Origin of the sequence: Streptomyces sp. NPDC057939 (assembly GCF_042887545.1) — a bacterium.
Classification (GTDB): Bacteria; Actinomycetota; Actinomycetes; order Streptomycetales; family Streptomycetaceae; genus Streptomyces.
Map to the genome: position 1 here is coordinate 12784 of NZ_JBHVPG010000020.1, position 25699 is coordinate 38482.

Genomic DNA, 25699 nt, shown 5'->3' on the forward strand with positions numbered 1-25699 from the left:
GGGTGGAAGCGGGCCGGGTGGAAGCGGGCCGGGTGGAGCCGGGCCCGTCAGGCCGAGGCCTTCTTGCGGGTGGGGGAGGCCTGCTGCGTACCGGCCTTCGCCGCCCCGCCGCTCTTCGCGGTGGCCTTGGCGGAGGTCTTGGAAGCGGCCTTCGCGGTGGTGGCGGTGGCCTTCCCGGCCGCCGCCTTCTTGCCCGCCGTCGAAGTGGACTTCCTCGCCGTCGACTTGGTCGCGCCGCCGCCCGCTCCCGTGGCCTTCGCGGACCCGGCGGCCTTGGCGGTACCCGAGGTCGTCTTCACCGACCTGGCCGTCTTCGTACTCCGGCCCGTAGCCGCACCCGCGCTCGTACCCGTACCCGTACCCGCCGTCGCCTTCTTGGCCGCCGTCGACGCCGTCGACTTCTTCCCGCCGACCGCCTTCGGCGCGGTCGCGGCCGCCGCCCGCCGCCGGATCGGCGTCACCGCCGCCGGCTCCGCGCCCGCCTCCGCCTCCGTGCCCGCCTCCGCGTCGGCCCCGCCGCGCGAGGCCTTGGCCGCCCGTACGCTCTTCTCCAGCGCCGCCATCAGGTCGATCACCTGGCCCCCGGCGGGCTCCACCACCGTCTCCGACGGCTCGAACGCCCCGCCCGCCTTCGCCGTGATCATCGCCTCGACGGCCTCCCGGTAGTCGTCGTGCAGCGAGGCCATCTCCACCTCCCCGAGCGTCGCCATCAGCGCGTCGGCCAGGTCGAGTTCGGCCTCCCGCACCGAGACGTCCGCCTCCGGGGCAACCCCCTCCGGAACCCGGATCTCGTCCGGCCACAGCAGCCCGTGCATCGCGATCACGTCATCGACGACCCGCAGCATGCCGAGCCGCTCCCGCCCCCGCAGCGCGTACTTGGCGATGGCCACCTTCCGGCTCCGCTTCAGCGCCTCCCGCAGCAGCGTGTACGGCTTCGCGGCCGTCGGCCCGTTCGCCGCGAGGTAGTACGCGGCGTCCATCTGCAACGGATCGATCTCCTCCGACGGGACGAACGACATGATCTCGATCGTCCTCGCGGTCGCGATCGGCAGTTGTGCCAGGTCCTCGTCGGTGATCGGGATGATGGCCCCGTCGGCCTCCTCGTACCCCTTGCCGATGTCGGCGCCCGACACCTCCTCGCCGTCCAGCTCGCACACCTTGCGGTAGCGGATCCGCCCGCCGTCGGCGAGGTGGATCTGGCGGAAGGAGATCGAGTGGCTCTCGGTGGCGTTCACGAGCTTGATCGGAATGCTGACCAGGCCGAAGGAGATGGCCCCGTTCCAAATGGATCGCACGGTTCCTCCTGATTCGTGGCAATCTCATCGTATGACGCCGATCACCATGGTGGAGGGGCGTCGCATCGCGCTCAGCAACCTGGACAAGGTCCTGTACCCGCGGACCGGCTTCACCAAGGGCGAGGTGCTGCACTACTACGCCACCGTCGCGGACTCCCTCCTCCCGCACGTCCGCGACCGGCCCGTCTCCTTCCTGCGCTATCCGGACGGACCCGACGGCCAGCTGTTCTTCACCAAGAACCCGCCGCCCGGCACGCCCGACTGGGTGCGCACCGCCCGCGTCCCGCGCTCCGAGGACGAATCGGCCGAACAGGTGATCGTCGACGACCTGCCCACCCTCATGTGGGCGGCCAACCTGGTCGTCGAGTTCCACACCCCCCAGTGGACGGCCGGCCGGCCCGCCGTCGCCGACCGGATGGTCCTCGACCTGGACCCCGGGCCGCCCGCCGGCGTCGTCGAATGCTGCGCCGCGGCCCTCTGGCTGCGCGACCGCCTCGCCGCCGACGGCCTGCACTCCTACGCCAAGACCTCCGGCTCCAAGGGCCTCCACCTGGCCGTCGCCCTGGAACCCACCCCCTCCGAGCTGGTGTCCGCGTACGCGAAGGCCCTCGCCCAGGAGGCCGAACGCGCGCTCCCCGAGCTGGTCGTGCACCGGATGGCCAAGGCGCTGCGCCCCGGCAAGGTCTTCGTCGACCACAGCCAGAACGCCGCCGCCAAGACCACGGCCGCCCCTTACACGCTGCGCGCCCGCGAGCTGCCGACCGTCTCGGCGCCCGTCTCCTGGGAGGAGGTCGGAGCCTGCCGGACCGCCTCCGACCTGGTGTTCCTCGCCGACGACATTTTGCCCCGGCTCGCCCGCGACGGCGATCTCCTCGCGCCGCTCCTCGATCCGGCCCTGGCGGGGAGGCTGCCGTGACCGCGGCCACCGGGCCCGTACGGGTCGCACTGGCCGCCGCCGTACGGACCCTGCCGCGCGGGGCGGGTCTCGCGTACGAGCCGAAGTTCGACGGACACCGCATGGTCGTCGTGCGCACGGCGACGGACGTACTGCTCCGGGCCCGCTCCGGTCGGAACGTGACCGCGGCCTTCCCCGACCTGGCGGCCGCCGCCCGCTTGCTGCCCGCCGGGACCGTCCTGGACGGGGAGGTCGTCGTCTGGCACGCCGGCCGCACCGACTTCGCACTCGTCCAACGGCGTGCGGCCGCCCCCACCGCCGCCCGCGCCGCGGTGCTCGCGCAGAGCCTGCCCGCCTCGTACGCGGCCTTCGACGTACTGGAGCTGGCCGGGCTGGACGTGCGCGGACGCCCCTACGAACGCCGCCGGGCCCTCCTCGTCGACCTGCTGCTCCCGCTCGGGCCGCCGCTCCAGCCGGTCCCGATGACCACGGACCCGGAGCTGGCCGAGACCTGGTACGAGACCCTGCCGGCCAGCGGCATCGAGGGCCTGGTCGTCAAACGGCTGGACCAGCCCTACCCGGCCGGCCGGCGCGCCTGGCGCAAGCTGCGCCACACCGACGTACGGGACGCGGCGGGCATCGGCTACACCGGCACCCCGGCCCGCCCGGTGGCCCTGGTCCTGGTCCTGCCGGGGGAGGAGGACGGGGCGCCGCTGGTGTCGAGCCCGCTGGCGGCCGGACTGCGTACGGAGCTGGCGGCCGCGGTGGCCGCCCGTGCGCGGACCGCCCCGGCCGGGGCCACGGTCACCGCCATCGGGCTCGGCGAGGTGCCGTACCGCCCGCTCGACCCGCCCCTGGCCGCCGAGGTCCGCCACAGCTCGGCCCGCCACCCGCCGCCCGAGGTGCTGCGGCTGCGAACGGACCTCTGACCCGCGCGGGAGGCGCGGGTCAGAGGGCGGCGGGGCGTCGGGAGTAGGGCGTCGGGGCGGCCTGGGTCGGTGGGGCCGGCGGGTCGGGGACGTCAGGCGTGGGCGCCGCGTCCGGCGTCGGGCGGGGATCCGGGCTGGGAGTGCGGCTCGGGCCCCTCGACGTGCCGGTGCGCGGACTCCCGCTCGGCGCGGGCCTCGTCCTGGTGGCTGTGGGTGGTGGAGCCGAAGTTGCCGTAGCCCTGCATTTCGTGGGGCCGCAGGCCGCCCTCCGGGATCTCCACGGACTCGCGTTCCTCACGGACCTCGTAGACCGCCCCGCCCTCCGGCAGGTGGGGCTGGCTTTCGGCGGTGGGCGGTGCCGGTTCCTGGTTCCGGACCCGCTTGCCCAGGATGAAACCGCCGAGCAGGAAGCCGACCACGATGATCCCGATGACCAGGAACCACGCGATGTCGCTCACCGCCGTGTCCAGCGCGAGGGTGTTCAGGGTCGTGTTCATACGTCCTATTTTCCCGTATTTGCTCCGAATTCACGCGGGTGGTGCGAGGAATCCGCCGACGCCCCCACCGGACCGAGGCCCGGGAACACCACCCGAAACGCCCCCGACCACCCACGGACGCCCCCCGCCGCCCCCCGGCGGATCGCCCGGGCCGCGTACTCCGGACGGGTGAACGAACGCACCCCGCACACCGACGCACACGGATCCCCACCCCACCCCACCCCGACCACCCGACAGCTCACCCAGCCGAACGACGGCAACGCCCCCAAACCCCGCATCACCGATCCGCCACTGAGTCGGGGCACACCGACTGCGGCGGGGCCGCGACCGCGACGGGCCGCGACCGCGTGGGCCGTCACAGCGGCGGGCTGCCCTGCGGCGGGCCGCGACGGCGGGGCAGCGACCCTGGGGGACGCCACCACGTGGCCGGTCACCTCGGCGGGCCACCCCCGCATGGCCGGTCACCGCTGGGTTCCGCCGCCTCTGGGGGCCGCGACCTGAGCGGGCCGTTACCCCGGGCGCCGTCACTGCGGCGGGCTGCCCCTGCGGCGGGACGCGACCCCGGGCTCCATCACCGCGGCAAGCCGCCCCGCGTGGGGCCGACACCCCAAGGGCCGTCACCCGGCCGGCGGCCCGCCGCTCCCCAAGGGGCTCGTCACGTCGGCGGGCTGCGACCCCTCAGGGCCCCACCCCCTCGGCGAGCGACTTGCCACGACCCGGGGGCTCGTCACTCCTCAGAGCCCCCGCCCCACTCACGGGACTCGTCACCACCCGGGGCCCACCACCCTCCGGTGACTGGTCCCCTCGGCTCGGCGGGCTGCGCCCTTTCAGGGGCCCGCCGCTGCTCAGGGGCACGCCACTACCCGGATCCGCCACTACCCGGGGGCCGGCACCCCTCGATGCCTCATCACGACCCGGGGGACCGCCACTCCCCGGCGGACCCATCCCCTCACCTCGACGGGCTGCCATCCATCAGGGGCCCGCCACCACCTACCACCCAGCCGCCTCGGCGCCCTCGGCGTCCCGCCATCACCTACCGCCCCGCCGCCCCCGGCGGCTCGTCACCTCAGCGGTCCGTCGGAATCCCGCAGCCCCTGCGCGCCCCGCCCGCCCAGCACCCCGAGGATCTCCGCGCAGATGGCCAGGGCCGTCTCGGGCGGGGTCTTGGCGCCGAGGTCCAGGCCGATCGGGCCGTGCACCCGGGACAGCCCGTCCGCACCGACCCCCGCCGCGATCAGCCCCTCCCGGCGCCGCGCGGTCGTCCGCCGCGAGCCGAGGGCCCCGACGTACGGGATCCCGAGCGCGAGGGCCGTCCTCAGCGTCGGCACGTCGAAGTCCGGCTCGTGGCTGAGCAGCACCAGGCAGGCGGCGTCCCGGTGTTCGCGGAGCACCTTCCCCGCCTCGGCGGCGGTGTGCACGGTGACCGACTCCCAGCCCAGCAGCGCGGCCTGCTTCCCGATGACCTCGGCGAGTTCCCCGCCACCGCCGATCACCACGTGCGGCGCGGACGGGTACGCCTCGACGAGCACCAGCCCGGACCCCCCGTACAGCGCGTCACGACCGGGCCGACGGGTCCCCAGCAGCTCCCCGGCCCGGCGCTCGGCATCGTCGGCCGGAGTTCCGCCCACCCGCACGACCCGGCTCACGGCGTTCTCGGCGCTCTCGTCCAACCGGGTCACGAGAGCCACCCCGGCCCCCGTCCCGAGCAGCTCCCACCACTCGGCCGGGATCTCCGTCAGCGGCTGGAGCAGCACCTCGGCCTGCCCGCCACACGTCAGCCGGGCCTCCACGGCCTCTCCCGCACCGACCGACACCTCGCAGACCCGGGCTGTGCGCCCCGGCTCCATGGCCCCGGCCTCGGCGACGAGTTCGGCGTCGAACACCCCCCGGTAGAGCGCCCCGACACACTCCCCGCGCGCATCCACGAGCACCGCCCCGGAAGGGTCCCGAGGCCCGAACCCCTGCTCGGTCACCGGCCGGGCCAGGAACCCGGCCCGCCCCTCGGACACCCACTGCCGCGCCGTCTCCGCCAGCTCACGCATGCTCGTCGCCCCATCCTCTACGCGCTACGTACCCGCAAAGTGCCTGGTCAACAACACAAGGCGGCCTCCACAACCACCCTACGCACGCCCCCACCGCCGCCCCACCCCCCAAATCCCACAGACCCCGCCCCCACCCCTCGTACGGACCACCGGAACCCACCACCCCACCCGAACGCTTCCCGGACCGCCGCCGGCCCGTGCAGTACCACGCCCACGCCGCCCCGGCCGTTCCCACGACCGCCGAGCGACGCCCGACCCCGAACCCGGCCCCGACCGCGAGTCGTTGCCCGAGGGGAGCCGCTTCCCTCCGCACCGTCCCGTGGAGCCGGGCGCGCTCGCGCCGAACAGCCGCCGGGCGCCGGGCTCGGGCTCGTCGGGCGTGGGCAGGGCATCTTGTGGGGGCGCGATCCGGCTGTTCCCATGGACTTCGGGGCGTGACGGGGTCAGGGGGCGGCGTGGGGCGGCTGAAGGTGTCTCGTTGGCAGAAGTCCGGTCACGACCGGCTGTACGTGAACCTGCCGGACGGCGCCGCCGTCGCCTGGGCCGACTGCCGTACGGGCAGGGTGACGGTCCTCGTCGAGGAGCACCGTCCGGAAGCACTCGCCCTGCTCAGGCGGCACTTGGCGGAGCTCCCGCACACCCCGAACACCACGCACGCACAGCCCGCGCCCACACCCGATCCCGCGGTCGACCTCGGCAGCGCGGAGCCCGTGGCACCCGAGTACCCCGAGCCCGTGGCACCCGAGCCCGCACCACCCCGGCCCGCACCACGCATACCCGCATCCCCCACCGTCGCGCCGCCCTCACCCCCGGGCCGCCCCGGGGCCCGCGCGCACGGCGGCCGCACCGGAACACGGAACCTGCCGCCCCTGAAGGCGCCCGACGACCTCGCGCTCAACCGGCCCGGCTCCGGGATCCAGGAGATGCTCCGCTCGAAGGGGCCGAGCAGGTTCCGCCGCACGCTGGACCGGCTCCTGCGGCGCGAGACCGAGTGGGACCCCTGGTTCAAGGGACTGGCGGGCGAGCGCATCGCCGGTGCCGAACTCGACCGACTCCGGACGCAGGGCTGGAAGGTCCTGCACTCCATCCCCCTCACCCGGGGCGGCGACATCGACCACCTGCTCGTCGGACCGGGAGGGGTCTTCACCGTCAACACCAAGAACTTCCGCGGGAAGTCGATCTGGGTGGGCGACGACGTGGTCAAGGTCGACCACGGGCCGCCCCACCCCTACCCGGCCCGGAGTCGCGCCGAAGCGGCACTCGCCCGCGGCGTCCTGGAGCGGCACTGCCCGTTCCCCGTGGAGGTGGAGCCGGTCCTCGTGTTCGTGGGCGCCCAGGAGATCCCCAGGACGACCAGCCGCACCCCCGCCCACCCCCAACTCCGGGTCCGGGTCTACCGGGAACGGGAAGTCGCCGCCCTCGGCCCCCTCACCGGACGTCTCGCCCCGGAACAGGTCGACATCGTGTACGCCGTCGCCCGCCACCGAAGGGCCTGGCTGGCCCCCTGACACGCCGAAACGACCCGGCGCCCCCACGGGCGCAGTCCGCCCCCGCCGCCACACGGAACCCCGTACCCGCACCCGTACTCGCACCCACGCCCCGACACCCGTACCCACGCCCCACCCCCCGCCCCCCGTCCGTCGACGGCATCGGAACCGGACCCCAAGCCGCCGCACGCCGCCCCCACCGACGCACGCCACCGCCGGTCGCCGCCGCACACCGCCCCACGCCACCCACAACGACGCCGGCCGCTACACCGCCGCGCCCCGACGTGCGCCGGCGCGGCAGGCGTGCGCAGCATGGGCGTACGCAGCATGGGCGTACGCCTCCCGCGCCGGCCGATGGCGGGGAGCCGCTTCGCACCGAGAAAGCAGGCGACCTATGGGCCCGGCCGTTCCCCAGGACCCTGAGGGACTCAAGCAGCTCATCGCCGGCGAGGTGGTAGCCCTCCGGGCCGCGGCGGCCCGCCGGGCGGGAGTGCGCCGCGAGGCCCCCGCGCCGGACCCGCGGGCGCCGGCCGCCGACGGGGCGTGCCCATGCGGCGGCAGCGGCGACCGCGGCCACGGCTGCGGCGACGCCGCGCAGGGCCACGACCCCTGGGCCTGCGTGTGCGCCACCCTGCCCGCGATCCCCGTGTCGGCGGCCCTGCTCGCGCCCGTGACCGACGACCGCGGCCGCACCGTCGACTTCCGCATCCGCGCCGGCAACCACGTCCGTTCCTCCACGTGGCTCGACGCCCCCGACCGACACGTGGGCGAACGCCTCCTCGACGTGCGCCCCGGCGCCGACGGCGCGGGCCTCCTCGACGCCCTCCGGGAGGTCCTGCGCACGGGCCGCGCCCTCAAGGCCCACCCGGTCGACTACACCGAATGGCGCTCCGACGGCCTGCACCGCACCAAGCTGCTCTACGACGCCGCCTCCTGCAACGGCCACGTCCTCGCCACGTGGCGCCCCGCGCAACAGCCGACGGAGCTGATGTCCCTGGAGGCACAGCACATCGCCGGCATGGGCTGGGCCCACTTCGACCTGCTCTCCGGGACCGCGACCTGGTCCGACGGCCTCGCCGTGATCTTCCGTACCGAACCCGGACGTCCGATGACGCTCACGGACCTGTGCGACACCGTGCCGACCGAGGACGTCCCCGCGTTCGGACGACTGCTGCGGTCCCTGTTCGACGGTGAGGAACCACCGGGCCAGGACATCCGCTTCAAGGTCCACGGCGACATCCGCACGCTGCACGTCCTCGGCCGCCCGGTCACCGACGACGACGCCGTCCCCTGGGCGCTCCACCTCATCGCGCGCGACCTCACCGCGCAGGTCCGCTCCCGCAACCGGCTCGCGGAGACCCGCCGCGAACGCGAACGGCTCCGCGAGCAGGTCGCCGCCGAACGACGCGTGGCATCGGTCCTGCGCGAGGCGCTCCTGCCCACCCACTCCACGGAGATCGCCGGCCTGGGATACGCGGTGGCCGCGGCCTACCTGCCCGCGGAACCGCACGCCGCCATCGGCGGGGACTGGTACAAGTGCCGGGCCCTGCCGGACGGCCGGATCCTGCTCGCCGTCGGCGACGCCTGCGGCCACGGCCTGGGAGCCGTCGCCCGGATGGCGCAGCAACGCCACGCCCTCGCCGGCCTCGCCCACGCACCGGGAACCGACGCCGGCGACCTGACCACCTGGCTCAACGAGCTGCTGTGCGCCGACCCGTCGGCGGAGACGGCGACCACCGTCATCGGACACATCGACGGCGAACAACGCCTCACCTGGGCGTGCGCCGGCCACCCCCCGCCCCTCCTGCTCCGCGGCGACGAAGCCACCGTCCTGGACACCTCGCACCGCGGCCCACTGCTGGGCATGCTCCCGGGAAACCCCTACGCCACCGCCACCCTGACCCTGCACGCCGGTGACCTCGTACTCCTCTACACCGACGGCCTCGTCGAGCGCAGGAACGAGGACATCACGGACAGCATCGCGGAACTCCGCCGCCGCCTGTCCACCTGCTCCGGCCTCGGCGCCCAGGAAACCCTGGACTCCCTGATGACCTCGTACGAAAAGGACCAACTCGCGGACGACACCTGCCTGGTAGCGGTGAAGGTCCTGACCCCGGCCTCGGGCCGGCGATGAGCGAGCCGACCCGGCACCGGCCTGCAACTGCCCTTGCTGGAGCGCGGCCGGAGTGATCCGCGAGCACGCAAGGCTCCTCCAACGCGAACCTGGCAAGATCGGAGATGCAGGGCGACTTGGATCGGGGGAGGGCCAATGGGAAGCCAGTTGCGTCTCGGTGAGGTGTTGCGGTCCGGCAGGAACCGAGAACCCTCCGTACCGCTCATCGACGGCTACCCGAACATTCATCACGTCACCGCCTCCCAGGTTCTCGCCCAGATCCAGCTGAGCAAGGGCATCAACCCGCTGGCCAAGGTCAGAGCACTGGGCGTGCAGCGACGTCCCGCAGTTCTCATCCGTTCCAGTCCGTGGAAGGCGGGAACCGACGAGACTCCCTGGCACGACGTGTTCGACCTCGACGACGGTCGAGTGCGCTACTTCGGGGACCACAGGGTCGACCACACGGATCCGGTGGGAAGCACTCCGGGCAATACCGTTCTGCTGGAGGCGCTGGAGGAACACCGGGCAGTGACTCCGGAACAGCGTGCGTCGGCCGTGCCACTGCTGATATTCAAGGCCGTCTCGCGAAACGGGTCACGCAAGGGGTACGTGGAGTTCTGCGGCGCGGCCGTCATCGAGCACGCCGAACAGATCGAGCAAGAGGCAAATGGCATAGCCTTCCCGAACTATCGTTATGACCTTTCCGTCCTGGATCTGAGTGCGGAGAACGACCGGGTCGACTGGTCCTGGATCGAAGCCCGGGGAAGCGCGCAGGTCTCCACCGAAGATGCGCTGGCGACGGCTCCCCGCGCCTGGCGCAGGTGGGTGGAACACGGACATGCAGTGCTGCCCGAAATTCGGCGCCAGGTCGTCCCGCGCGCCAACCCCCGGGGCCCGGAGCGTGCCACGTCCGAGAACGCCCACAAGTCGGCGGCGCTCCTTCCCACACCCCGTAGGGCGGACGAGGCTGCCGCAGCCTCCCTGGCGGCAGCAGGGCCCCTGGAACAGCTGACCGCGGACATGCTCATGGCCAAGCTCCGCAGCCTCAAGGTTCACCGGAGAAACGGCCGACGAAGCAGGCACAAACCTTTGGCTCTCCTGTGGGGAATCTCCAGGGTGGCTGCGGGAAAACATCACCTGGCAGAGTGGCACGAGTTCCGGGACGAGGCGAGCGGCCTGCTCGCCGAGTTTGGTCTGCCCGAGTCTTCCGTGACCCCTGAATATCCCTTCTGGCACCTTCGGACAAGCCGACTGTGGGACGTCCATGGCCTCCCGGCCGAGGAATCCGGTGGGCCCCATGCAGCGCTGTTCGACCGGGTCAACCCCGAAGGGGGATTGACCGTTGAAGCCGCGCAGATACTGAGCGATCCCCTCGTGCGGTCTCAGGCGATCGCGGTCCTGTGCGAAATGCACCTCGCCGATGTCGACCAGCAGGCCCTGATGGCGCGACTGGGCATGGACGGCTACGGAGCTGCACCCGGCACGACGCATCCCGCAGAGGACCAGGACGGGGAAACGGGCCCCGCCGGACGGCGCGCAGGCTCCTACTCCCGGATCGTCCGGAACACCGCGATGACGGCCAAGGCGAAGGGACTGCACGGAGACGGTTGCCAGGTCTGCGGCCTGCAACTGCCCACGCGCTTCGGCACCTACAGCGAGGCCGCCCACATCCGCGGTCTGGGTCGTCCTCACAACGGCCCGGACGAACTCTCCAACCTGCTGGTGCTGTGCCCCAACCACCATGTTCAGTTCGACACGTTCGCGATCTACATCGATGCCGACGGAACCGTACGTACGACCGCGGACGACAGCTCCATCGGTGAGCTCCGCCGACACCCCGCCCACCGCATCAACGAAGCGCACGTCCGCTACCACCGTGAGTGCTGCCGCAGGGACTCGACCGACCGCGAGATCCAGGACGAAGCCCGGTCGGTCTGAGCCCGGGCCGGCCACGCCGCGCACCCGACCGCTCTCCAGGAGGCGTGGGCAAGCGACGGACCGAACCGGGGGAGAGCCACGACGACCGCGGGTTGAAGAGCGAGAGCACGCGTCATCGCAAGCCAGCGACGAAACGCTGCGGGTTCCCGGACCTGCCCGGGAACCTTCGGGCCACCCTGGGCTGACCTGCACGGATGGTTCATGTCCCTGTTCACCCACCATCCACGACCGCTGACGCGAGGGGCCGGCGGCAGCGACGGCCGCACATGCGGCGTCCCGTTGCGGTGTCGAGGACGATCTCCCTCCTGCTGCGCATCGGGGGCCGGTGGACCTGTCCGGGCCTGGCGGTGACGGGCCCGGTTCACCCCCACCGGGTGACCGGACGGCGCTAGCCTGGTCGGGTGAACGCGCGTACCGCCCTCGTGAAATGGCTGGGCACCCTGGATTCCGGGCGGCTGACCACACTGCTGGAGGAGCGGGATCTACCGCTCGCCGCCGGGTACCGAGGGATCGCCACCCTCCGTGAGCTCGCCGAACACCTGCTCACCGACGAGTCGGTGGCTCAGGGCCTGCTGGCGGGCACCGCCGGCGAAATGGAATTGCTGGCTTCCATCGCCACCCTTGCTCTGGAGCGGCACGGCCCCGCAGCCGGTGGCGAGGCCGAGGACGGGCCCCGATATCCCTGGCAGCAGCAGAAGCCCGTTCCCCCGGTGGAACCCGCGGACCGATTGGTGCCCGAGCGGGACGTACTGTCCTGGTTCGAGCCGGGGGAGGAGCGGCAGCGGGCGGAAGACACGCTCACCCGGCTGCGGGAGCGCGCGCTGCTGCTCCCCGCGCCCAAGGGCCGACTGGCGCTCCCACCACTGCTGCACGTCCGCGCCGCCGGGTTCGACGGATACGGGCGTACGGCCGACCGGCTGCTGACCACCGCCTACAACGCCCCCGAGGTCAAGCGGATCGCCGCACACCTCTTCGGCGAGGGGGCGGCCCGTAACCGCGACCAGGCCCAAGAGCTGATCACCGCCCTGCTCGCCGATCCCGCCCGGGTGCGGGCACTGGTGGCGGACGCCCCGGTGCGGGCGCTGGAGCTGCTGGACCAGCTGGTACCCGGCCCGCCGCTGCTGCGGACCCGCTGCTTCGCCGGCCGGTACGGGGCGCAGTACGCGGGCGCGGACGCCAAGTACGTCTTCCGGGAGGGCGGCAGCGGCGACGAGGGCACCGACTGGCTGGCCGTGCGCGGCCTACTGATCCCCTCCGGCCACGACCTGGTGGAACTCCCGTACGAGGTCGCCCGTGCGCTCCGCGATGTGGCCACGGCGCCCACCCCCCGGCTTGAACCGGAGCCGTTCACCGCCACCGCACCGCTGTCGTCCGGGTGGGAAGGCGCGGGTGGCACGGCCGCGGCGGCGGCCGCCTGGCGGGCCGAACTGGTCCTGCGGGCGCTGGCCGCCCAGCCGGTCGCGATCCGCAAGGCGGGCGGGATCGCCGTACGGGACACCCGGCGTCTGGCCAAGGCGGCCGGGGCCGGCGAGGCCGACACCCGACTGTGGCTGGACCTCGCGGTGAACGCCGGCCTGGCCGCGCCCCGGGACGACGAACCCGCCCCCGCTTCCCGCGGCCGCCGGAACCCCAAGGCCCCCAAGCCCTCCGCCCGACTGTTGCCGAGCGACCGCTACGACGCCTGGGCCGCCGCACCCGCGGCGGGCAAACTGCTGCCGCTCCTGGCCGCCTGGGCCGTGGTCCCCGCAGTACTCAGCCACTGGCCGGACCCCGACGAAACCCCGGTCGCGCTCATCAGCCCGCAGGACGAGGGCGCCGTGACCCTCCGCACAGGGGTCCTACGAGCGCTCGCCGTCCTCCCCGACGGGCACGGGCTGACCGCGAGCGCGCGCGGATACACCGAACTGCTGTCCCTGGCCGCGTGGTTCCAGCCCGGCCTGCGTGCCCATCTGGCCGCGGACGGTACGGGGGAGCCGACCGGCCTGGACGGAGTCCTCGACCGCATGGCGGCCACCCTGACGGAGGCGGCCCTGCTCGGCGTGGTCGCCCACGGCGCGCTCACCCCCGCCGGGCGGGCCCTGTGCCGACTGCTGGAAGCGGGAGCCGCCCACCACTACCCGGCAGTGCCCGGCGCGGGCGCCGATCCGTCCGCCCGCCGTGCGGAGGGCCTGGGCGAAGACCTCGCCCTCCGCCCCACCCTGGCGAAGGCGGTCACCACCCTCCGCGAGGAGTTGTACGCCGCGCTGCCCGAGCCCAGCGACAAGGCCCGGTTCCAGAGCGACCTGACCGCCACGGTCACCGGCGCGCCCGCGCCCGCCCTCGCCGACCTGCTCTCCGCCGTCGGCGACATCGAGTCCGAGGGACACGCGGTGGTCTGGCGCATCACGGCGACCTCCATCCGCCGGGCCCTGGACGCCGGCTGGAGCGCGGACGAACTCCTCGACCGCCTCACGGCGGCGAGCGAGCGCGACACCCCCCTCCCTCAACCACTGGCCTACACGATCAAGGACTCCGCCCGCACCCACGGACAACTCAAGGTCGTCCGCTCGGCCTGCTGCATCCGCTCGGACGACACCACCCTGATCACCGAGGTGGCCCAGGCCCGCGGCCTGACCAAACTCCGCCTGCGCCGGATCGCCCCCACGGTCCTGATCTCCACGGCCCCGCCGGAGGAGACACTGTCGGCCCTCCGCACGGCCGGCTACGCCCCCACCCAGGAAGCCGAGACCGGCACCACACTCCTCGACCGCGCCCCCACCGACCGAGCACCGAGCCTCATGCCAACCCTGGACCAGGCCCACGCCGCCCACGGCGACCCGGCCCGCGCCGCCCCGGCGAGCGCCCGCACACTGGCCGCCACCCTCACCTCGGCCGGCTAGACGGTCCACGGCCACGGCCGAGTAGGCGGAACGCCCCGCAGGGTGGCGCCGGGCGCTGACCGCCTCGGAGATGTCGGGCGGCACGACATCGAGGAGGCGGATCGCGAAGACCTCGGGCATCGCTCGGACACCTTTTGCGGAGTGAGTCGAGCGACCGCAGTCGAACTCTCCGAGACGGGCTCTGCGGCAACCACCGCGTCGAGGTACTTCTCCGTGACCACGAGTAGGAGACGAGTGGGCGCGGCCCGAGGCCCCTGGGCGAGATCCCGGGGCCTTCCCGCTGTTCGGGCCGGCCTGCGAAGTTCCGGCGGGAGCCAGGCCGCGAATAGTCCACAGCCGCTGACATACGGGTGCACACGGCGGCAGTTGGCTGCACATACACGAAGACCCCGTCTCAGCGTTGCCGCTGATGGCGGGGTCTTGGGCACTTCCTGCGAAGTGCCCCCGGCAGGATTCGAACCTGCGCACACGGCTCCGGAGGCCGTTGCTCTATCCCCTGAGCTACGGGGGCGTGTCGTTCGCTTTGCGGCGACGGGTTGAACACTACCAGCATCCCCGGGGTGATCAGGAACCGTTTTGGGTGGGAGGGGGAGGTCGGTCGCCCGGAGGGGGTGGAAGTGGCGAAAACCCGGACGCGGGGGCGGCGGCGGACCTACTCTCGAGTTGTGCCAGGCGCCTCGGGCCGGGTGCTTGTTGTCGACGACAACAAGGTCATCCGGCAGCTGATCAAGGTCAATCTCGAGCTGGAGGGCTTCGAGGTCGTGACCGCGAACGATGGTGTCGAGTGCCTGGACATCGTCCACCGCGTGAACCCCGACGCGATCACCCTTGATGTGGTCATGCCCCGGCTGGACGGGTTCGGTGCGGCCGCGCAGTTGCGGGCCGATCCGCGGACGCGGCACCTGCCCGTCGCGATCGTGAGCGCCTGTACGCAGCACGAGGTCGAGGCCGGGATCGCCGCCGGGGTCGACGCGTTCGTGGCGAAGCCCTTCGAGCCGGCCGAGTTGGTCCGTGTCGTGCGGCGGCTCGTCGAGCGCAGGGACCGGCGCGAGCGGAAAGGGACCCCGGCCGGGAGAGGGAGGGGCTGAGTCCCCATAACCTTCTTGAGTCGCCCCTCTGAGTTCCCTGGGCTCCCTGAGTTCCCTGGGCTCTCTGACCTCCCGGAGTTTCCTGAGCTCCTGGAGTTCCCCGAACTCCCTGGGTTCGCCGAGTCCTGAGTCCCCATTCTTTTCTTTCCCCAGCGGCCGTGGCCCGTGAGCCCTTCTTCGCCCGTCTTCGCCCTCCTCCTGTCCCGGCCCCTCCGTGTTCCGCCCCGTTCCGCTGCGGTCTCCGCAGGGTTCCGTGCACCCCGCACTTCACGTGATTCCGCCCCGTACGTCCCTCCCCCTGTTCACATGCCGAAACCCGATGCATGCCCCTCGGGCTTCTCCCCTAGGCTGGGTGTCGTGATCCCCGCCGACCTCTCTCGTGCCGTCGTACGTGCCGTGCGCCGTGCCGTCGAGGACGGGGAGCTGGGTGGGCCCGTGCCCGGGCGTGTCGTCGTCGAGCGGACGCGGCCCGGGGGAGTCGGGGACTACGCCTCGCCCGTCGCCTTCCAGGTCGCCAAGGGTGCCGGGGCCGCGCCGGCCCACGTCGCCCGCGTCCTCGCCGGTCGGCTCGCCGCCGAGCCCGGCATCGAGAACGTCGAGGTCACCGGCGCCGGGTTCCTCAACTTCACCCTCGCGTCCCGGTCCGCCGCCGCCCTCGTGCGGGACGTCCACGCGCGCGGCCCCCGGTACGGGTACGCCCCCGACGGCGAGCTGCGCGCGCGCGTCGTGGGCGACGCCATCGCCCGTATCCGCCGGAGCCAGGCGGCCGACGCCGACATCGCGACCGGCGGCGACAGCGACACCCCGCCCGCCGTCGCCCCCGTCGCCCCCGTCGCCCGGCGCGACGGGGACGTCGTCGCCGGCTACGGAACGGACGCCGCCGCCTGGGCCATGCTCGGCGTCCCCGCGCGCGAGACCCCCTCGTTCACCGCCGGACTCCTGGTGCAGGACGAGTCCAGCGAGCTGTTCCGGGTGCGGTACGCCCACGCCCGCGCCCGCGCGCTCCACCGCAACGCCGAACACCTCGGGTTCCGGGGCGAGCCGGGCGACGTCGAGGCGCCCGCCCTGCTCGCGGCCCTCGCCGAGTACCCCCTCGTCCTCGAAGCCGCCGCGCACCACCGGGCGCCCGAGCGGCTCGTGCGGCACCTCGTCACCGTCGCCGACGCGCTGCTCGACTTCCAGCACGACGTCCTGCCCCGGGGAGACGAGAAACCCTCGGCCGCCCACCGTGCCCGGCTGGCACTCGCCGAAGCCGCCGGGACGGTGCTGGCCGGTGGCCTCGCCCTGCTCGGCCTGGACGCCCCCGACTTCCTGTGACCCGCGAAGAGAGATTCCGATGAGCCGTTCCGCGCACCCCGCCGGGCCCCGCCACGCCGACGTCCTGCCCGAGGGGCACTACGCGCCGCCGCCCGCCGACCTGAACAAGCTGGACGAGAAGGTCTGGGCCCGCACCGTCACGCGCAACGACGACGGCGTCGCCTGCGTCGGCGGCATCGAAGTGACCAAGCTCGCCGAGGAGTTCGGTACCCCCGCCTACTTCCTCGACGAGGAGGACTTCCGCGCCCGCTGCCGCGCCTGGGCGAACGCCTTCGGCAAGGAGGCGGACGTCTTCTACGCGGGGAAGGCGTTCCTCTCCAAGGCCGTCGTGAAGTGGCTGCGCGAGGAGGGCCTGAACCTCGACGTGTGCTCGGGCGGCGAGCTGTCCACGGCGCTGGCCGCCGGGATGCCCGCCGAGCGGATCGCCTACCACGGCAACAACAAGTCCGAGGCGGAGGTCCGGCGGGCCATCGAGGTCGGCGTCGGGCGCATCGTCCTCGACTCCTTCCAGGAGATCGCCCGCGTCGCGCACGTCGCCCGTGAGCTGGGTGTGCGCCAGCCCGTGCAGATCCGCGTCACCGTCGGCGTCGAGGCGCACACCCACGAGTTCATCGCGACCGCCCACGAGGACCAGAAGTTCGGCATCGCCGTCGCCGACGGCAGCGCCGCCGAGGCCGTGCGCCGGGCGCTGGGCCACGACAGCCTCGACCTGCTCGGCGTGCACTCGCACATCGGCTCGCAGATCTTCGACATGGCGGGCTTCGAGGTGTCCGCCAAGCGGGTGATCCGGCTGCTGGCCGCCGTCCGCGACGAGCACGGCGTCGAGCTCCCCGAGATCGACCTCGGTGGCGGCCTGGGCATCGCCTACACCTCCGCCGACGACCCGCGCGAGCCCCAGGAGATCGCCAAGGCGCTGACGGAGATCGTCGCCCGCGAATGCGAGAGCGCCGGCCTGCGGGCGCCGAGGATCTCCGTCGAGCCGGGTCGGGCCATCGTCGGCCCCACCGCCTTCACCCTCTACGAGGTCGGCACCATCAAGCCCCTCGAAGGGCTGCGGACGTACGTCAGCGTCGACGGCGGCATGTCCGACAACATCCGCACGGCGCTCTACGACGCGGAGTACTCCGTCAACCTCGTGTCCCGCGTCTCGGACGCCGAGCCCATGCTCGTCCGTGTCGTCGGCAAGCACTGCGAGAGCGGTGACATCGTGGTCAAGGACGCGTTCCTGCCGGCCGACCTGGCCCCCGGCGACCTGCTCGCCGTGCCCGCCACCGGCGCCTACTGCAGGTCCATGGCCAGCAACTACAACCACGCGCTCCGACCGCCGGTCGTCGCGGTGCGGGACGGGCGGGCACGGGTGATCGTCCGCCGCGAGACGGAGGAAGATCTCCTGCGTCTCGACCTCGGATGACCCTCATGTTTCCGGGAGAAGCCCCCAAATCCTGAAAATGGGTGTCTCACTCAATGGACCGAGGATGGAAACTGATGTCCATTGAGTGAGACTGGTTCATACCTGACGCGTAACCGCGCGCCGGGGAATGCAGAAAGATCGAAAGGCGTAGGTCGAATGATGCGTACGCGTCCGCTGAAGGTGGCGCTGCTGGGCTGTGGAGTGGTCGGCTCAGAGGTGGCGCGCATCATGACGACGCACGCCGACGACCTGACGGCCCGGATCGGTGCGCCGGTCGAGCTCGCCGGTGTCGCCGTGCGCCGCCCCTCCAAGGTTCGTGAGGGGATCGACCCCGCTCTCGTCACCACCGACGCGACCGCCCTCCTCAAACGGGGCGACATCGACGTGGTTATCGAGGTCATCGGTGGCATCGAGCCCGCCCGCACCCTGATCACCACCGCCTTCGAGAACGGCGCGTCCGTCGTGTCCGCGAACAAGGCGCTGCTCGCCCAGGACGGCGCCGCACTGCACGCCGCCGCCGAGGCCGCCGGGCTCGACCTCTACTACGAGGCCGCCGTGGCCGGCGCCATCCCGCTGGTCCGCCCGATGCGCGAGTCCCTCGCCGGCGACAAGATCAACCGGGTGATGGGCATCGTCAACGGCACGACGAACTTCATCCTCGACAAGATGGACTCGACCGGCGCCGGCTACCAGGAAGCGCTGGACGAGGCCACCGCCCTCGGGTACGCGGAGGCCGACCCCACCGCGGACGTCGAGGGCTTCGACGCCGCCGCCAAGGCCGCGATCCTGGCCGGCATCGCCTTCCACACCCGGGTCCGCCTCGACGACGTGTACCGCGAGGGCATGACCGAGGTCAGCGCCGCGGACTTCGCCTCCGCCAAGCGCATGGGCTGCACCATCAAGCTCCTCGCGATCCTGGAGCGCGCCGCCGACGGCCGGTCCGTGACGGCCCGCGTGCACCCGGCGATGATCCCGCTGACCCACCCGCTGGCTTCCGTCCGCGAGGCGTACAACGCCGTCTTCGTCGAGGCGGAGGCCGCCGGTCGGCTGATGTTCTACGGTCCCGGCGCGGGTGGCGCGCCGACCGCGTCCGCGGTCCTCGGCGACCTCGTGGCGGTCTGCCGCAACAAGCTCGCGGAGGCAACGGGGCCCGGCGAGTCGGCGTACACCCAGCTGCCGGTCAGCACGATGGGCGATGTCGTCACCCGCTACCACATCAGCCTCGACGTGGCGGACAAGCCGGGTGTCCTCGCCCAGGTGGCGACGACCTTCTCGGAGCACGGCGTGTCGATCGACACGGTACGACAGCAAGGACGTCCGGACGGGGTCGGCAATGAGGCCTCCCTCGTCGTCGTCACTCACCGCGCGCCCGATGCCGCCCTCTCGGGGACCGTCGAGGCGCTGCGGAAGCTGGACACCGTACGAGGTGTCGCCAGCATCATGCGCGTTGAAGGGGAGTAAGGACCCATGAGCAGCAACCGAACCCACCAGTGGCGGGGCATCATCGAGGAGTACCGGGACCGCCTGCCGGTCACGGACACGACCCCGGTGGTCTCCCTCCGCGAGGGCGGGACGCCCCTCGTTCCCGCCCAGCTGCTCTCCGAGCGCACGGGTTGTGAGGTCCACCTCAAGGTGGAGGGTGCGAACCCCACCGGGTCCTTCAAGGACCGCGGCATGACCATGGCGATCACCAGGGCGAAGGAGGAGGGCGCCAAGGCCGTCATCTGCGCCTCCACCGGCAACACCTCCGCCTCGGCCGCCGCCTACGCGGTGCGTGCCGGCATGGTGTGCGCGGTGCTCGTCCCCCGCGGCAAGATCGCGCTGGGCAAGATGGGTCAGGCCCTCGTGCACGGCGCGAAGATCCTGCAGGTCGACGGCAACTTCGACGACTGCCTGGACCTGGCCCGCGCGCTGTCCGACAACTACCCGGTCGCGCTGGTCAATTCCGTCAACCCGGTGCGCATCGAGGGTCAGAAGACGGCCGCGTTCGAGATCGTGGACGCGCTCGGCGACGCCCCCGACATCCACGTACTGCCCGTCGGCAACGCCGGCAACATCACCGCGTACTGGAAGGGCTTCAAGGAGTACAAGGCCGATGGCCTGGCCTCCCGTACGCCCCGCGTGTGGGGTTTCCAGGCTTCCGGCTCCGCGCCGATCGTGCGCGGCGAGGTCGTCAAGGAGCCGCACACCATCGCCACCGCGATCCGGATCGGCAACCCGGCCTCCTGGGACTACGCGCTCGCCGCGCGGGACGAGTCCGGCGGCTTCATCGACGAGGTGACGGACCGCCAGATCCTGGCCGCCTACCGGCTGTTGGCCGCGCAGGAGGGCGTCTTCGTGGAGCCCGCGTCGGCCGCGTCCGTGGCGGGCCTGCTCAAGGCCGCCGAGGCGGGGCTGGTCGACCCGGGCCAGAAGATCGTGTGCACCGTCACCGGCAACGGTCTGAAGGACCCCGACTGGGCGGTTGCCGGCGCCCCGCAGCCGATCACCATTCCGGTGGACGCGGAGGCCGCGGCCGCCCGTCTCGGCCTGATCTGACCCGAGCTCCGGCTCGACGCCCCGTTGCCGGATTCCGGAAGCTTCCGGAATCCGGCAACTCGGCCCGTACGGCACCAAAAGTCAACGGAATTCAGCGGAAGAACGCGACACGCATCGTGCGCCTCCTGTGCGCCCTATGTCGCGGGAGAACCTTCCTTCGATACGCTGTACTTACATCCGCCACCGCGCATATGACCGCGGTGCTGCCCCAAGGGCCTTCGGGTGTCGTACGTTCTCCAGTACATTCGCAGCGAAGATCCCGCACCGTCACCAGATCTCGCACAGTCACAAGGAGTGTCATCGACCGATGGCAGGTCCAGCGTTCCGCGCCGCCGCCGTACGAGTGCGCGTCCCCGCCAGCAGTGCCAACCTCGGCCCCGGCTTCGATGCCCTCGGCCTGGCCCTGGGGCTCTACGACGACGTGATCGTCCGCGTCGCCGACTCCGGCCTGAACATCGACATCGCGGGTGAGGGCGCCGACACCCTTCCGAGGGACGAGAGCCACCTCCTCGTACGCTCCATGCGCACCGCCTTCGACCTGCTGGGCGGCCAGCCGCGCGGCCTCGAGGTCGTCTGCGCCAACCGCATCCCGCACGGTCGTGGTCTCGGTTCCTCCTCCGCCGCGATCTGCGCCGGCATCGTCGCCGCCCGCGCCGTGACCATAGGCGGCGAGGCCCGGCTCGACGACGCGGCGCTGCTGGAGCTCGCCACGGAGATCGAGGGACACCCCGACAACGTCGCCGCCTGTCTGCTCGGCGGTTTCACCCTGGCCTGGATGGACGGGGGAAGCGCCAAGGCGATCCGTATGGACCCGGCGGATTCCATCGTTCCGGTGGTCTTCGTACCGTCCAAGCCGGTCTTGACCGAGACCGCGCGCGGACTGTTGCCGCGCAGCGTCCCGCACGTGGACGCCGCGGCGAACGCGGGCCGGGCCGGCCTGCTCGTGGAGGCCCTGACCAGGCGTCCCGAGTTCCTGCTGCCCGCCACCGAGGACCGACTGCACCAGGAGTACCGGTCCCCGGCGATGCCCGAGAGCGTGGCACTCGTGAACCGGCTGCGGGCGGACGGCATCCCCGCGGTCATCTCCGGCGCGGGCCCCACGGTCCTCGCGCTGGTCGACAACGACGCGGCCGACAAGGTCGCGCGGCTCGCCGGCGAGGGGTGGGCGGCCAACCGCCTCGCACTCGACGCCGCGGGCGCGAGCGTCCTTCCGCTGGGTACCCAGGGAGCCCAGGGAGCCCAGTCCGTGTACTAGCGACACGGCTCTCCGGGGCGGGCGGCCAGGGCAGGCCGCCCGCCCCGGACGGGGCGATTGCCGGTGATTGAGAGGGGGAATATCTGTTGGATCCTGTAGTGTTAGTCTCAAGTGCGCATCCGAAGCCGCCATGGCTCGGTGCTCAGTGTCCCCATCCGGGACCACCTTTCTTCCGGGAGCCTCCCCGACTGCTTTGATCGCTGCCAGCAGTTTCGAGCACGCTCCGGAATCGGCGTGACATTCCCACGCTTCCAGCTCGGGGGCTTCTCGCCGGAACCACCCATGCACGTTTCTCTCCGCCGTATCTCTATCGGCGGACCACCGCCCCGGCTGCGGTCATGACACATCAGGTCATGGACCGTCGTCGGACAGCACAACCGGTCGCCGAGCCAGACAGGCCGACGTCCGCTCCAGGGAAGGACCCTTCGTGAGCGACACCACCGATCTGATGGGCGCTGCCGACACCAACGTCGACACCAGTGCCCCCGCCGCGGGCGCCGCGGCTGCCCCGGGACGGCGACGCCGCTCCGGCACCGGCCTCGACGGCATGGTCCTGGCCGAGCTGCAGCAGGTCGCGTCCGGCCTCGGAATCAGGGGCACCGCGCGGATGCGCAAGAGCCAGCTGATCGAGGTCATCAAGGAGGCCCAGGGCGGCGGCAGCGCCCCCAAGGCCGCGGCCCCCGCCGCCGACGCCGCCGAGGCCAAGCCGAAGCGCCGCGCCACCAGCAAGGCCCGCACGGGTGAGACCGCCGTCCAGGCGCCCGCCGAGAAGGCGGCCGACAAGCCCGCCGTCCAGGCGCAGATCGACATCCCCGGACAGCCCGCCAGCGAGGACGCGCCCGTCGGCGAGCGCCGCCGGCGCCGCGCCACCGCGCCCTCCGGCAGCCCGGAGGTGACGGCCCCCGCCGTCGTGCAGGTCGAGCAGAAGACCGAGACCGCTCCGGCCGCGCAGCCGGAGGCCAAGGCCGAGGCCACCACCGTCGCCGCCCAGGGCCAGTCCCCGGAGGCCGGCGAGGGCCGTACCCGTCGTGACCGCCGTGACCGCGGCGAGCGGGGCGAGCGTGCCGAGCGCGGCGACCGCCAGCAGGGGCGTCGCGAGCGCGGTGCCAAGGGTGACGACCAGGGCCAGCCCCAGGGTCAGGGCCAGAACCAGGGTCAGGCCGGCGGTCGTCAGGACCGTGCCGACCGCCAGGACCGTGCGGACCGTCAGCAGCAGGGCGGCCGCGGTCAGGGCCAGGGTCAGCAGGGCCAGCAGCAGGGTCGGCAGGACCGTCAGGACAACGGCCCGCAGGACGACTTCGACGGTGAGGACGGCCGCCGCGGCCGTCGTGGCCGCTACCGCGACCGCCGGGGCCGTCGTGGCCGCGACGAGTTCGCGCCGAGCGAGCCGCAGGTCGCCGACGACGACGTGCTGATCCCCGTCGCGGGCATCCTCGACATCCTCGACAACTACGCGTTCATCCGGACCTCGGGCTACCTGCCCGGCCCGAACGACGTGTACGTCTCCCTCGCACAGGTCCGCAAGGCCGGTCTGCGCAAGGGCGACCACACCACCGGTGCCGTCCGCCAGCCCAAGGACGGCGAGCGCCGCGAGAAGTTCAACGCGCTGGTCCGCCTGGACTCCGTCAACGGCATGGCGCCCGAATCCGGCCGTGGCCGCCCGGAGTTCCAGAAGCTGACCCCGCTGTACCCGCAGGACAGGCTCCGTCTGGAGACCGACCCGGGCGTGCTGACCACCCGCATCATCGACCTCGTGTCGCCGATCGGCAAGGGTCAGCGAGGCCTGATCGTGGCCCCGCCGAAGACCGGCAAGACCATGATCATGCAGGCGATCGCCAACGCGATCACCGTCAACAACCCCGAGTGCCACCTGATGGTCGTCCTGGTCGACGAGCGTCCGGAAGAGGTCACCGACATGCAGCGGTCGGTCAAGGGCGAGGTCATCTCCTCGACCTTCGACCGCCCGGCCGAGGACCACACCACCGTCGCCGAGCTGGCCATCGAGCGCGCCAAGCGCCTCGTCGAGCTGGGTCACGACGTGGTCGTCCTGCTGGACTCCATCACCCGTCTGGGCCGCGCGTACAACCTCGCGGCGCCCGCCTCCGGCCGCATCCTGTCCGGTGGTGTCGACTCGACCGCGCTGTACCCGCCGAAGCGCTTCTTCGGTGCCGCGCGCAACATCGAGGACGGCGGCTCGCTGACCATCCTGGCCACCGCGCTGGTCGACACCGGCTCGCGCATGGACGAGGTGATCTTCGAGGAGTTCAAGGGCACCGGCAACATGGAGCTCAAGCTCGACCGCAAGCTCGCCGACAAGCGCATCTTCCCGGCCGTCGACGTCGACCCGTCGGGCACCCGCAAGGAGGAGATCCTCCTCAACGCGGAGGAGCTCGCCATCGTCTGGAAGCTGCGCCGGGTGCTGCACGCGCTCGACTCCCAGCAGGCGATCGAGCTGCTGCTCGACAAGATGAAGCAGACGAAGTCGAACGCCGAGTTCCTGATGCAGATCGCGAAGACCACGCCGGCGGGCAAGAACGACGACTGACCGCCGCCTTCGGGCTCAGCGCAGACGGGACCGCCCCCACCGCAGCCGCGGTGGGGGCGGTCCCGCGTTCGTGGTGCGTGCCCGCGCGGTGCCCCCTACGTGACCCCGTGCGACCTTCGCCACATTCGTACCGTCCGCGGGGCGATCGGACCGACCCCGCGAACCCTTGGGAAACCGCAGGTAAGAACTTCGCTACACCCCGTTCGTCCCGAGATGTCCCTGCGGGCCCCGGTCGACCGCGCCGGTCGGCCCCCCGCGCCGGCCGTGGAACCCTGGGGGCCGCTCCGCCGTCTGAGTGAAGGGACAGCGGGAAGGTGTGTCGTAGGACCACGTACCGGAGTCAGGGACTGAGGAGAGCATGAGCGAGGACAGCAGGGGTCGCGGCCGTCGTGCCGGGACCCGGCGGCGCAAACCGCCGCGGCGCAAGGGCCTCACCGTGGCCGCGTGGACCGCCGCCGGCGTGGTCCTCCTGGGCGGCACCGGCCTCGGGTACGTCTACTTCAAGTTCAACGGCAACCTGAAGAGCGTCGACATCGACCAGGCACTCGGCAAGGACCGCCCGGCGAACGTCGACAACGGCTCGATGGACATCCTCGTGCTCGGCTCCGACTCCCGCGGCGGCGCCAACGGCGAGTACGGCAAGGACGACGGCGGATCCGCCCGCTCCGACACCGCGATGATCGTCCACCTCTACGAGGGCCACCAGAAGGCGAGCGTCATATCCATCCCGCGCGACACCATGGCCCCGCGCCCCAGCTGCGCGACCCCCAACGGGAAGACGGATCCGGGTAGCTCGCGCTCCCAGTTCAACGAGGCGTTCACCATCGGCGGGGCCGCCTGCGCGGTCAAGACCGTCGAGAAGATGTCGGGGATCCGCATGGACCACTACATCGAGGTCGACTTCACGGGCTTCAAGAAGATCATCGACAACCTCGGCGGCGTCGAGGTGACGACGACCAAGCCCATCAAGGACGACTACAGCCACCTCGACCTCCCGCCCGGCACCAACAAGCTCAACGGGGAGCAGGCCCTCGGCCTCGTACGCACCCGCAAGAGCGTCGGCGACGGCGGCGACCTGGGTCGAATACAGCTCCAGCAGGCCTTCATGAAGGCGCTGATCAAGCAGGTCAAGGGCATCGGGGTGTTCGACAACCCCAAGCGGCTCCTCGGCCTCGCGGACTCCGCGACCAAGGCGATCACCACCGACAAGGCGCTCGGCGACGTGAAGTCCCTCATGGGCTTCGCCCAGGGACTCCAGGGCATCGACTCCGAGGACATGCACATGATCACCCTGCCGGTGACCGCGGACTCGCGGGACCCGAACCGGGTCGTCCCGCTCACCAAGGAGTCCAAGATGGTCTGGGACGCCCTGCTCGCGGACCGGCCCATCCCCGCCGAGGCCACCGCCGCCTCCGCCGGCGACAAGGGCGCCGCCGCCGGGATCGTCCGCTAGCGGGAGGGCCGGCCGGG

At 72.4% G+C, this 25699-nt stretch carries 17 protein-coding genes and 1 tRNA gene; 14 read left to right on the forward strand and 4 right to left on the reverse strand.

What is annotated here, in order from left to right:
* Window positions 1–47 precede the first annotated feature (47 nt).
* Window positions 48–1295, reverse strand: coding sequence for a Ku protein (locus ACFVS6_RS21820; protein ID WP_389706034.1), 1248 nt, complete (start codon window positions 1293–1295; stop codon window positions 48–50).
* A 31-nt stretch (window positions 1296–1326) separates the two neighbouring features.
* Here ACFVS6_RS21820 and ligD point away from each other — a divergent pair, with 31 nt between their 5' ends.
* Both ligD and ACFVS6_RS21830 read left to right on the forward strand, forming a co-directional pair.
* Window positions 1327–2211, forward strand: coding sequence for a non-homologous end-joining DNA ligase (ligD, locus tag ACFVS6_RS21825; RefSeq protein WP_389706036.1), 885 nt, complete (start codon window positions 1327–1329; stop codon window positions 2209–2211).
* On the forward strand, window positions 2208–3119 hold the full coding sequence (locus ACFVS6_RS21830; RefSeq protein ID WP_389706037.1) for an ATP-dependent DNA ligase: 912 nt from the start codon (window positions 2208–2210) through the stop codon (window positions 3117–3119). The genes ligD and ACFVS6_RS21830 overlap by 4 nt, the downstream gene beginning before the upstream one ends.
* A 92-nt stretch (window positions 3120–3211) precedes the next feature.
* Here ACFVS6_RS21830 and ACFVS6_RS21835 read toward each other — a convergent pair whose 3' ends face one another.
* Both ACFVS6_RS21835 and ACFVS6_RS21840 read right to left on the reverse strand, forming a co-directional pair.
* Window positions 3212–3616: a DUF6479 family protein gene (locus ACFVS6_RS21835; RefSeq protein WP_389706039.1), complete on the reverse strand. Its 405-nt coding sequence runs from the start codon at window positions 3614–3616 to the stop codon at window positions 3212–3214.
* Window positions 3617–4677: 1061 nt separating this feature from the next.
* Window positions 4678–5658 (reverse strand): XdhC family protein, encoded by a 981-nt coding sequence (locus ACFVS6_RS21840; RefSeq protein ID WP_389706041.1) that lies wholly within the window; start codon window positions 5656–5658, stop codon window positions 4678–4680.
* 455 nt (window positions 5659–6113) lie between these two features.
* Here ACFVS6_RS21840 and ACFVS6_RS21845 point away from each other — a divergent pair, with 455 nt between their 5' ends.
* The 4 genes from ACFVS6_RS21845 (at window position 6114) to ACFVS6_RS21860 (ending at window position 14075) form a co-directional block, all read left to right on the forward strand.
* On the forward strand, window positions 6114–7166 hold the full coding sequence (locus ACFVS6_RS21845) for a nuclease-related domain-containing protein (RefSeq protein WP_389706043.1): 1053 nt from the start codon (window positions 6114–6116) through the stop codon (window positions 7164–7166).
* Window positions 7167–7539: 373 nt separating this feature from the next.
* Window positions 7540–9279 (forward strand): PP2C family protein-serine/threonine phosphatase, encoded by a 1740-nt coding sequence (locus tag ACFVS6_RS21850; protein WP_389706045.1) that lies wholly within the window; start codon window positions 7540–7542, stop codon window positions 9277–9279.
* Window positions 9280–9414: 135 nt separating this feature from the next.
* On the forward strand, window positions 9415–11196 hold the full coding sequence (locus ACFVS6_RS21855; protein ID WP_389706047.1) for an HNH endonuclease: 1782 nt from the start codon (window positions 9415–9417) through the stop codon (window positions 11194–11196).
* A 401-nt stretch (window positions 11197–11597) separates the two neighbouring features.
* Window positions 11598–14075: a helicase-associated domain-containing protein gene (locus tag ACFVS6_RS21860; RefSeq protein ID WP_389706049.1), complete on the forward strand. Its 2478-nt coding sequence runs from the start codon at window positions 11598–11600 to the stop codon at window positions 14073–14075.
* Between the two features lie 439 nt (window positions 14076–14514).
* Here ACFVS6_RS21860 and ACFVS6_RS21865 read toward each other — a convergent pair.
* Window positions 14515–14586, reverse strand: a tRNA-Arg gene (locus tag ACFVS6_RS21865).
* A gap of 100 nt (window positions 14587–14686) precedes the next feature.
* Between ACFVS6_RS21865 and ACFVS6_RS21870 the strand changes: the two genes are divergently transcribed.
* The 8 genes from ACFVS6_RS21870 (at window position 14687) to ACFVS6_RS21905 (ending at window position 25682) form a co-directional block, all read left to right on the forward strand.
* The gene (locus ACFVS6_RS21870) at window positions 14687–15163 is read left to right on the forward strand and encodes a response regulator (protein ID WP_389706186.1); all 477 of its coding nucleotides are present in this window, start codon (window positions 14687–14689) and stop codon (window positions 15161–15163) included.
* A 357-nt stretch (window positions 15164–15520) separates the two neighbouring features.
* On the forward strand, window positions 15521–16480 hold the full coding sequence (gene nrtL / locus ACFVS6_RS21875) for an ArgS-related anticodon-binding protein NrtL (RefSeq protein WP_389706051.1): 960 nt from the start codon (window positions 15521–15523) through the stop codon (window positions 16478–16480).
* 19 nt (window positions 16481–16499) lie between these two features.
* A complete protein-coding gene (gene lysA, locus ACFVS6_RS21880) occupies window positions 16500–17891 on the forward strand; it encodes a diaminopimelate decarboxylase (RefSeq protein WP_389706053.1) in 1392 nt (463 codons plus the stop codon).
* A 156-nt stretch (window positions 17892–18047) separates the two neighbouring features.
* Entirely contained in the window at window positions 18048–19352 is a 1305-nt protein-coding gene (locus ACFVS6_RS21885) for a homoserine dehydrogenase (RefSeq protein WP_389706055.1), read from the forward strand.
* A 6-nt stretch (window positions 19353–19358) separates the two neighbouring features.
* Window positions 19359–20429, forward strand: a complete 1071-nt coding sequence (thrC, locus tag ACFVS6_RS21890; RefSeq protein WP_389706057.1) for a threonine synthase — start codon at window positions 19359–19361, stop codon at window positions 20427–20429.
* 307 nt (window positions 20430–20736) lie between these two features.
* The gene (gene thrB, locus ACFVS6_RS21895) at window positions 20737–21684 is read left to right on the forward strand and encodes a homoserine kinase (RefSeq protein ID WP_389706059.1); all 948 of its coding nucleotides are present in this window, start codon (window positions 20737–20739) and stop codon (window positions 21682–21684) included.
* Between the two features lie 427 nt (window positions 21685–22111).
* A complete protein-coding gene (gene rho, locus ACFVS6_RS21900) occupies window positions 22112–24229 on the forward strand; it encodes a transcription termination factor Rho (protein WP_389706061.1) in 2118 nt (705 codons plus the stop codon).
* A 358-nt stretch (window positions 24230–24587) separates the two neighbouring features.
* On the forward strand, window positions 24588–25682 hold the full coding sequence (locus tag ACFVS6_RS21905) for an LCP family protein (RefSeq protein WP_389706063.1): 1095 nt from the start codon (window positions 24588–24590) through the stop codon (window positions 25680–25682).
* The last annotated feature ends 17 nt before the right edge of the window (window positions 25683–25699 follow it).

What these genes read in the sequence shown, in the direction of transcription:
- ACFVS6_RS21855 (WP_389706047.1), top strand. Translation starts at nt 9,415, where the DNA reads ATGGGAAGCCAGTTGCGTCTCGGTGAGGTGTTGCGGTCCGGCAGGAAC.
- lysA (WP_389706053.1), top strand. Translation starts at nt 16,500, where the DNA reads ATGAGCCGTTCCGCGCACCCCGCCGGGCCCCGCCACGCCGACGTCCTG.
- ACFVS6_RS21905 (WP_389706063.1), top strand. Translation starts at nt 24,588, where the DNA reads ATGAGCGAGGACAGCAGGGGTCGCGGCCGTCGTGCCGGGACCCGGCGG.
- ACFVS6_RS21885 (WP_389706055.1), top strand. Translation starts at nt 18,048, where the DNA reads ATGATGCGTACGCGTCCGCTGAAGGTGGCGCTGCTGGGCTGTGGAGTG.
- thrB (WP_389706059.1), top strand. Translation starts at nt 20,737, where the DNA reads ATGGCAGGTCCAGCGTTCCGCGCCGCCGCCGTACGAGTGCGCGTCCCC.
- thrC (WP_389706057.1), top strand. Translation starts at nt 19,359, where the DNA reads ATGAGCAGCAACCGAACCCACCAGTGGCGGGGCATCATCGAGGAGTAC.
- ACFVS6_RS21850 (WP_389706045.1), top strand. Translation starts at nt 7,540, where the DNA reads ATGGGCCCGGCCGTTCCCCAGGACCCTGAGGGACTCAAGCAGCTCATC.
- ligD (WP_389706036.1), top strand. Translation starts at nt 1,327, where the DNA reads ATGACGCCGATCACCATGGTGGAGGGGCGTCGCATCGCGCTCAGCAAC.
- ACFVS6_RS21840 (WP_389706041.1), bottom strand. Translation starts at nt 5,658, where the DNA reads ATGCGTGAGCTGGCGGAGACGGCGCGGCAGTGGGTGTCCGAGGGGCGG.
- ACFVS6_RS21835 (WP_389706039.1), bottom strand. Translation starts at nt 3,616, where the DNA reads ATGAACACGACCCTGAACACCCTCGCGCTGGACACGGCGGTGAGCGAC.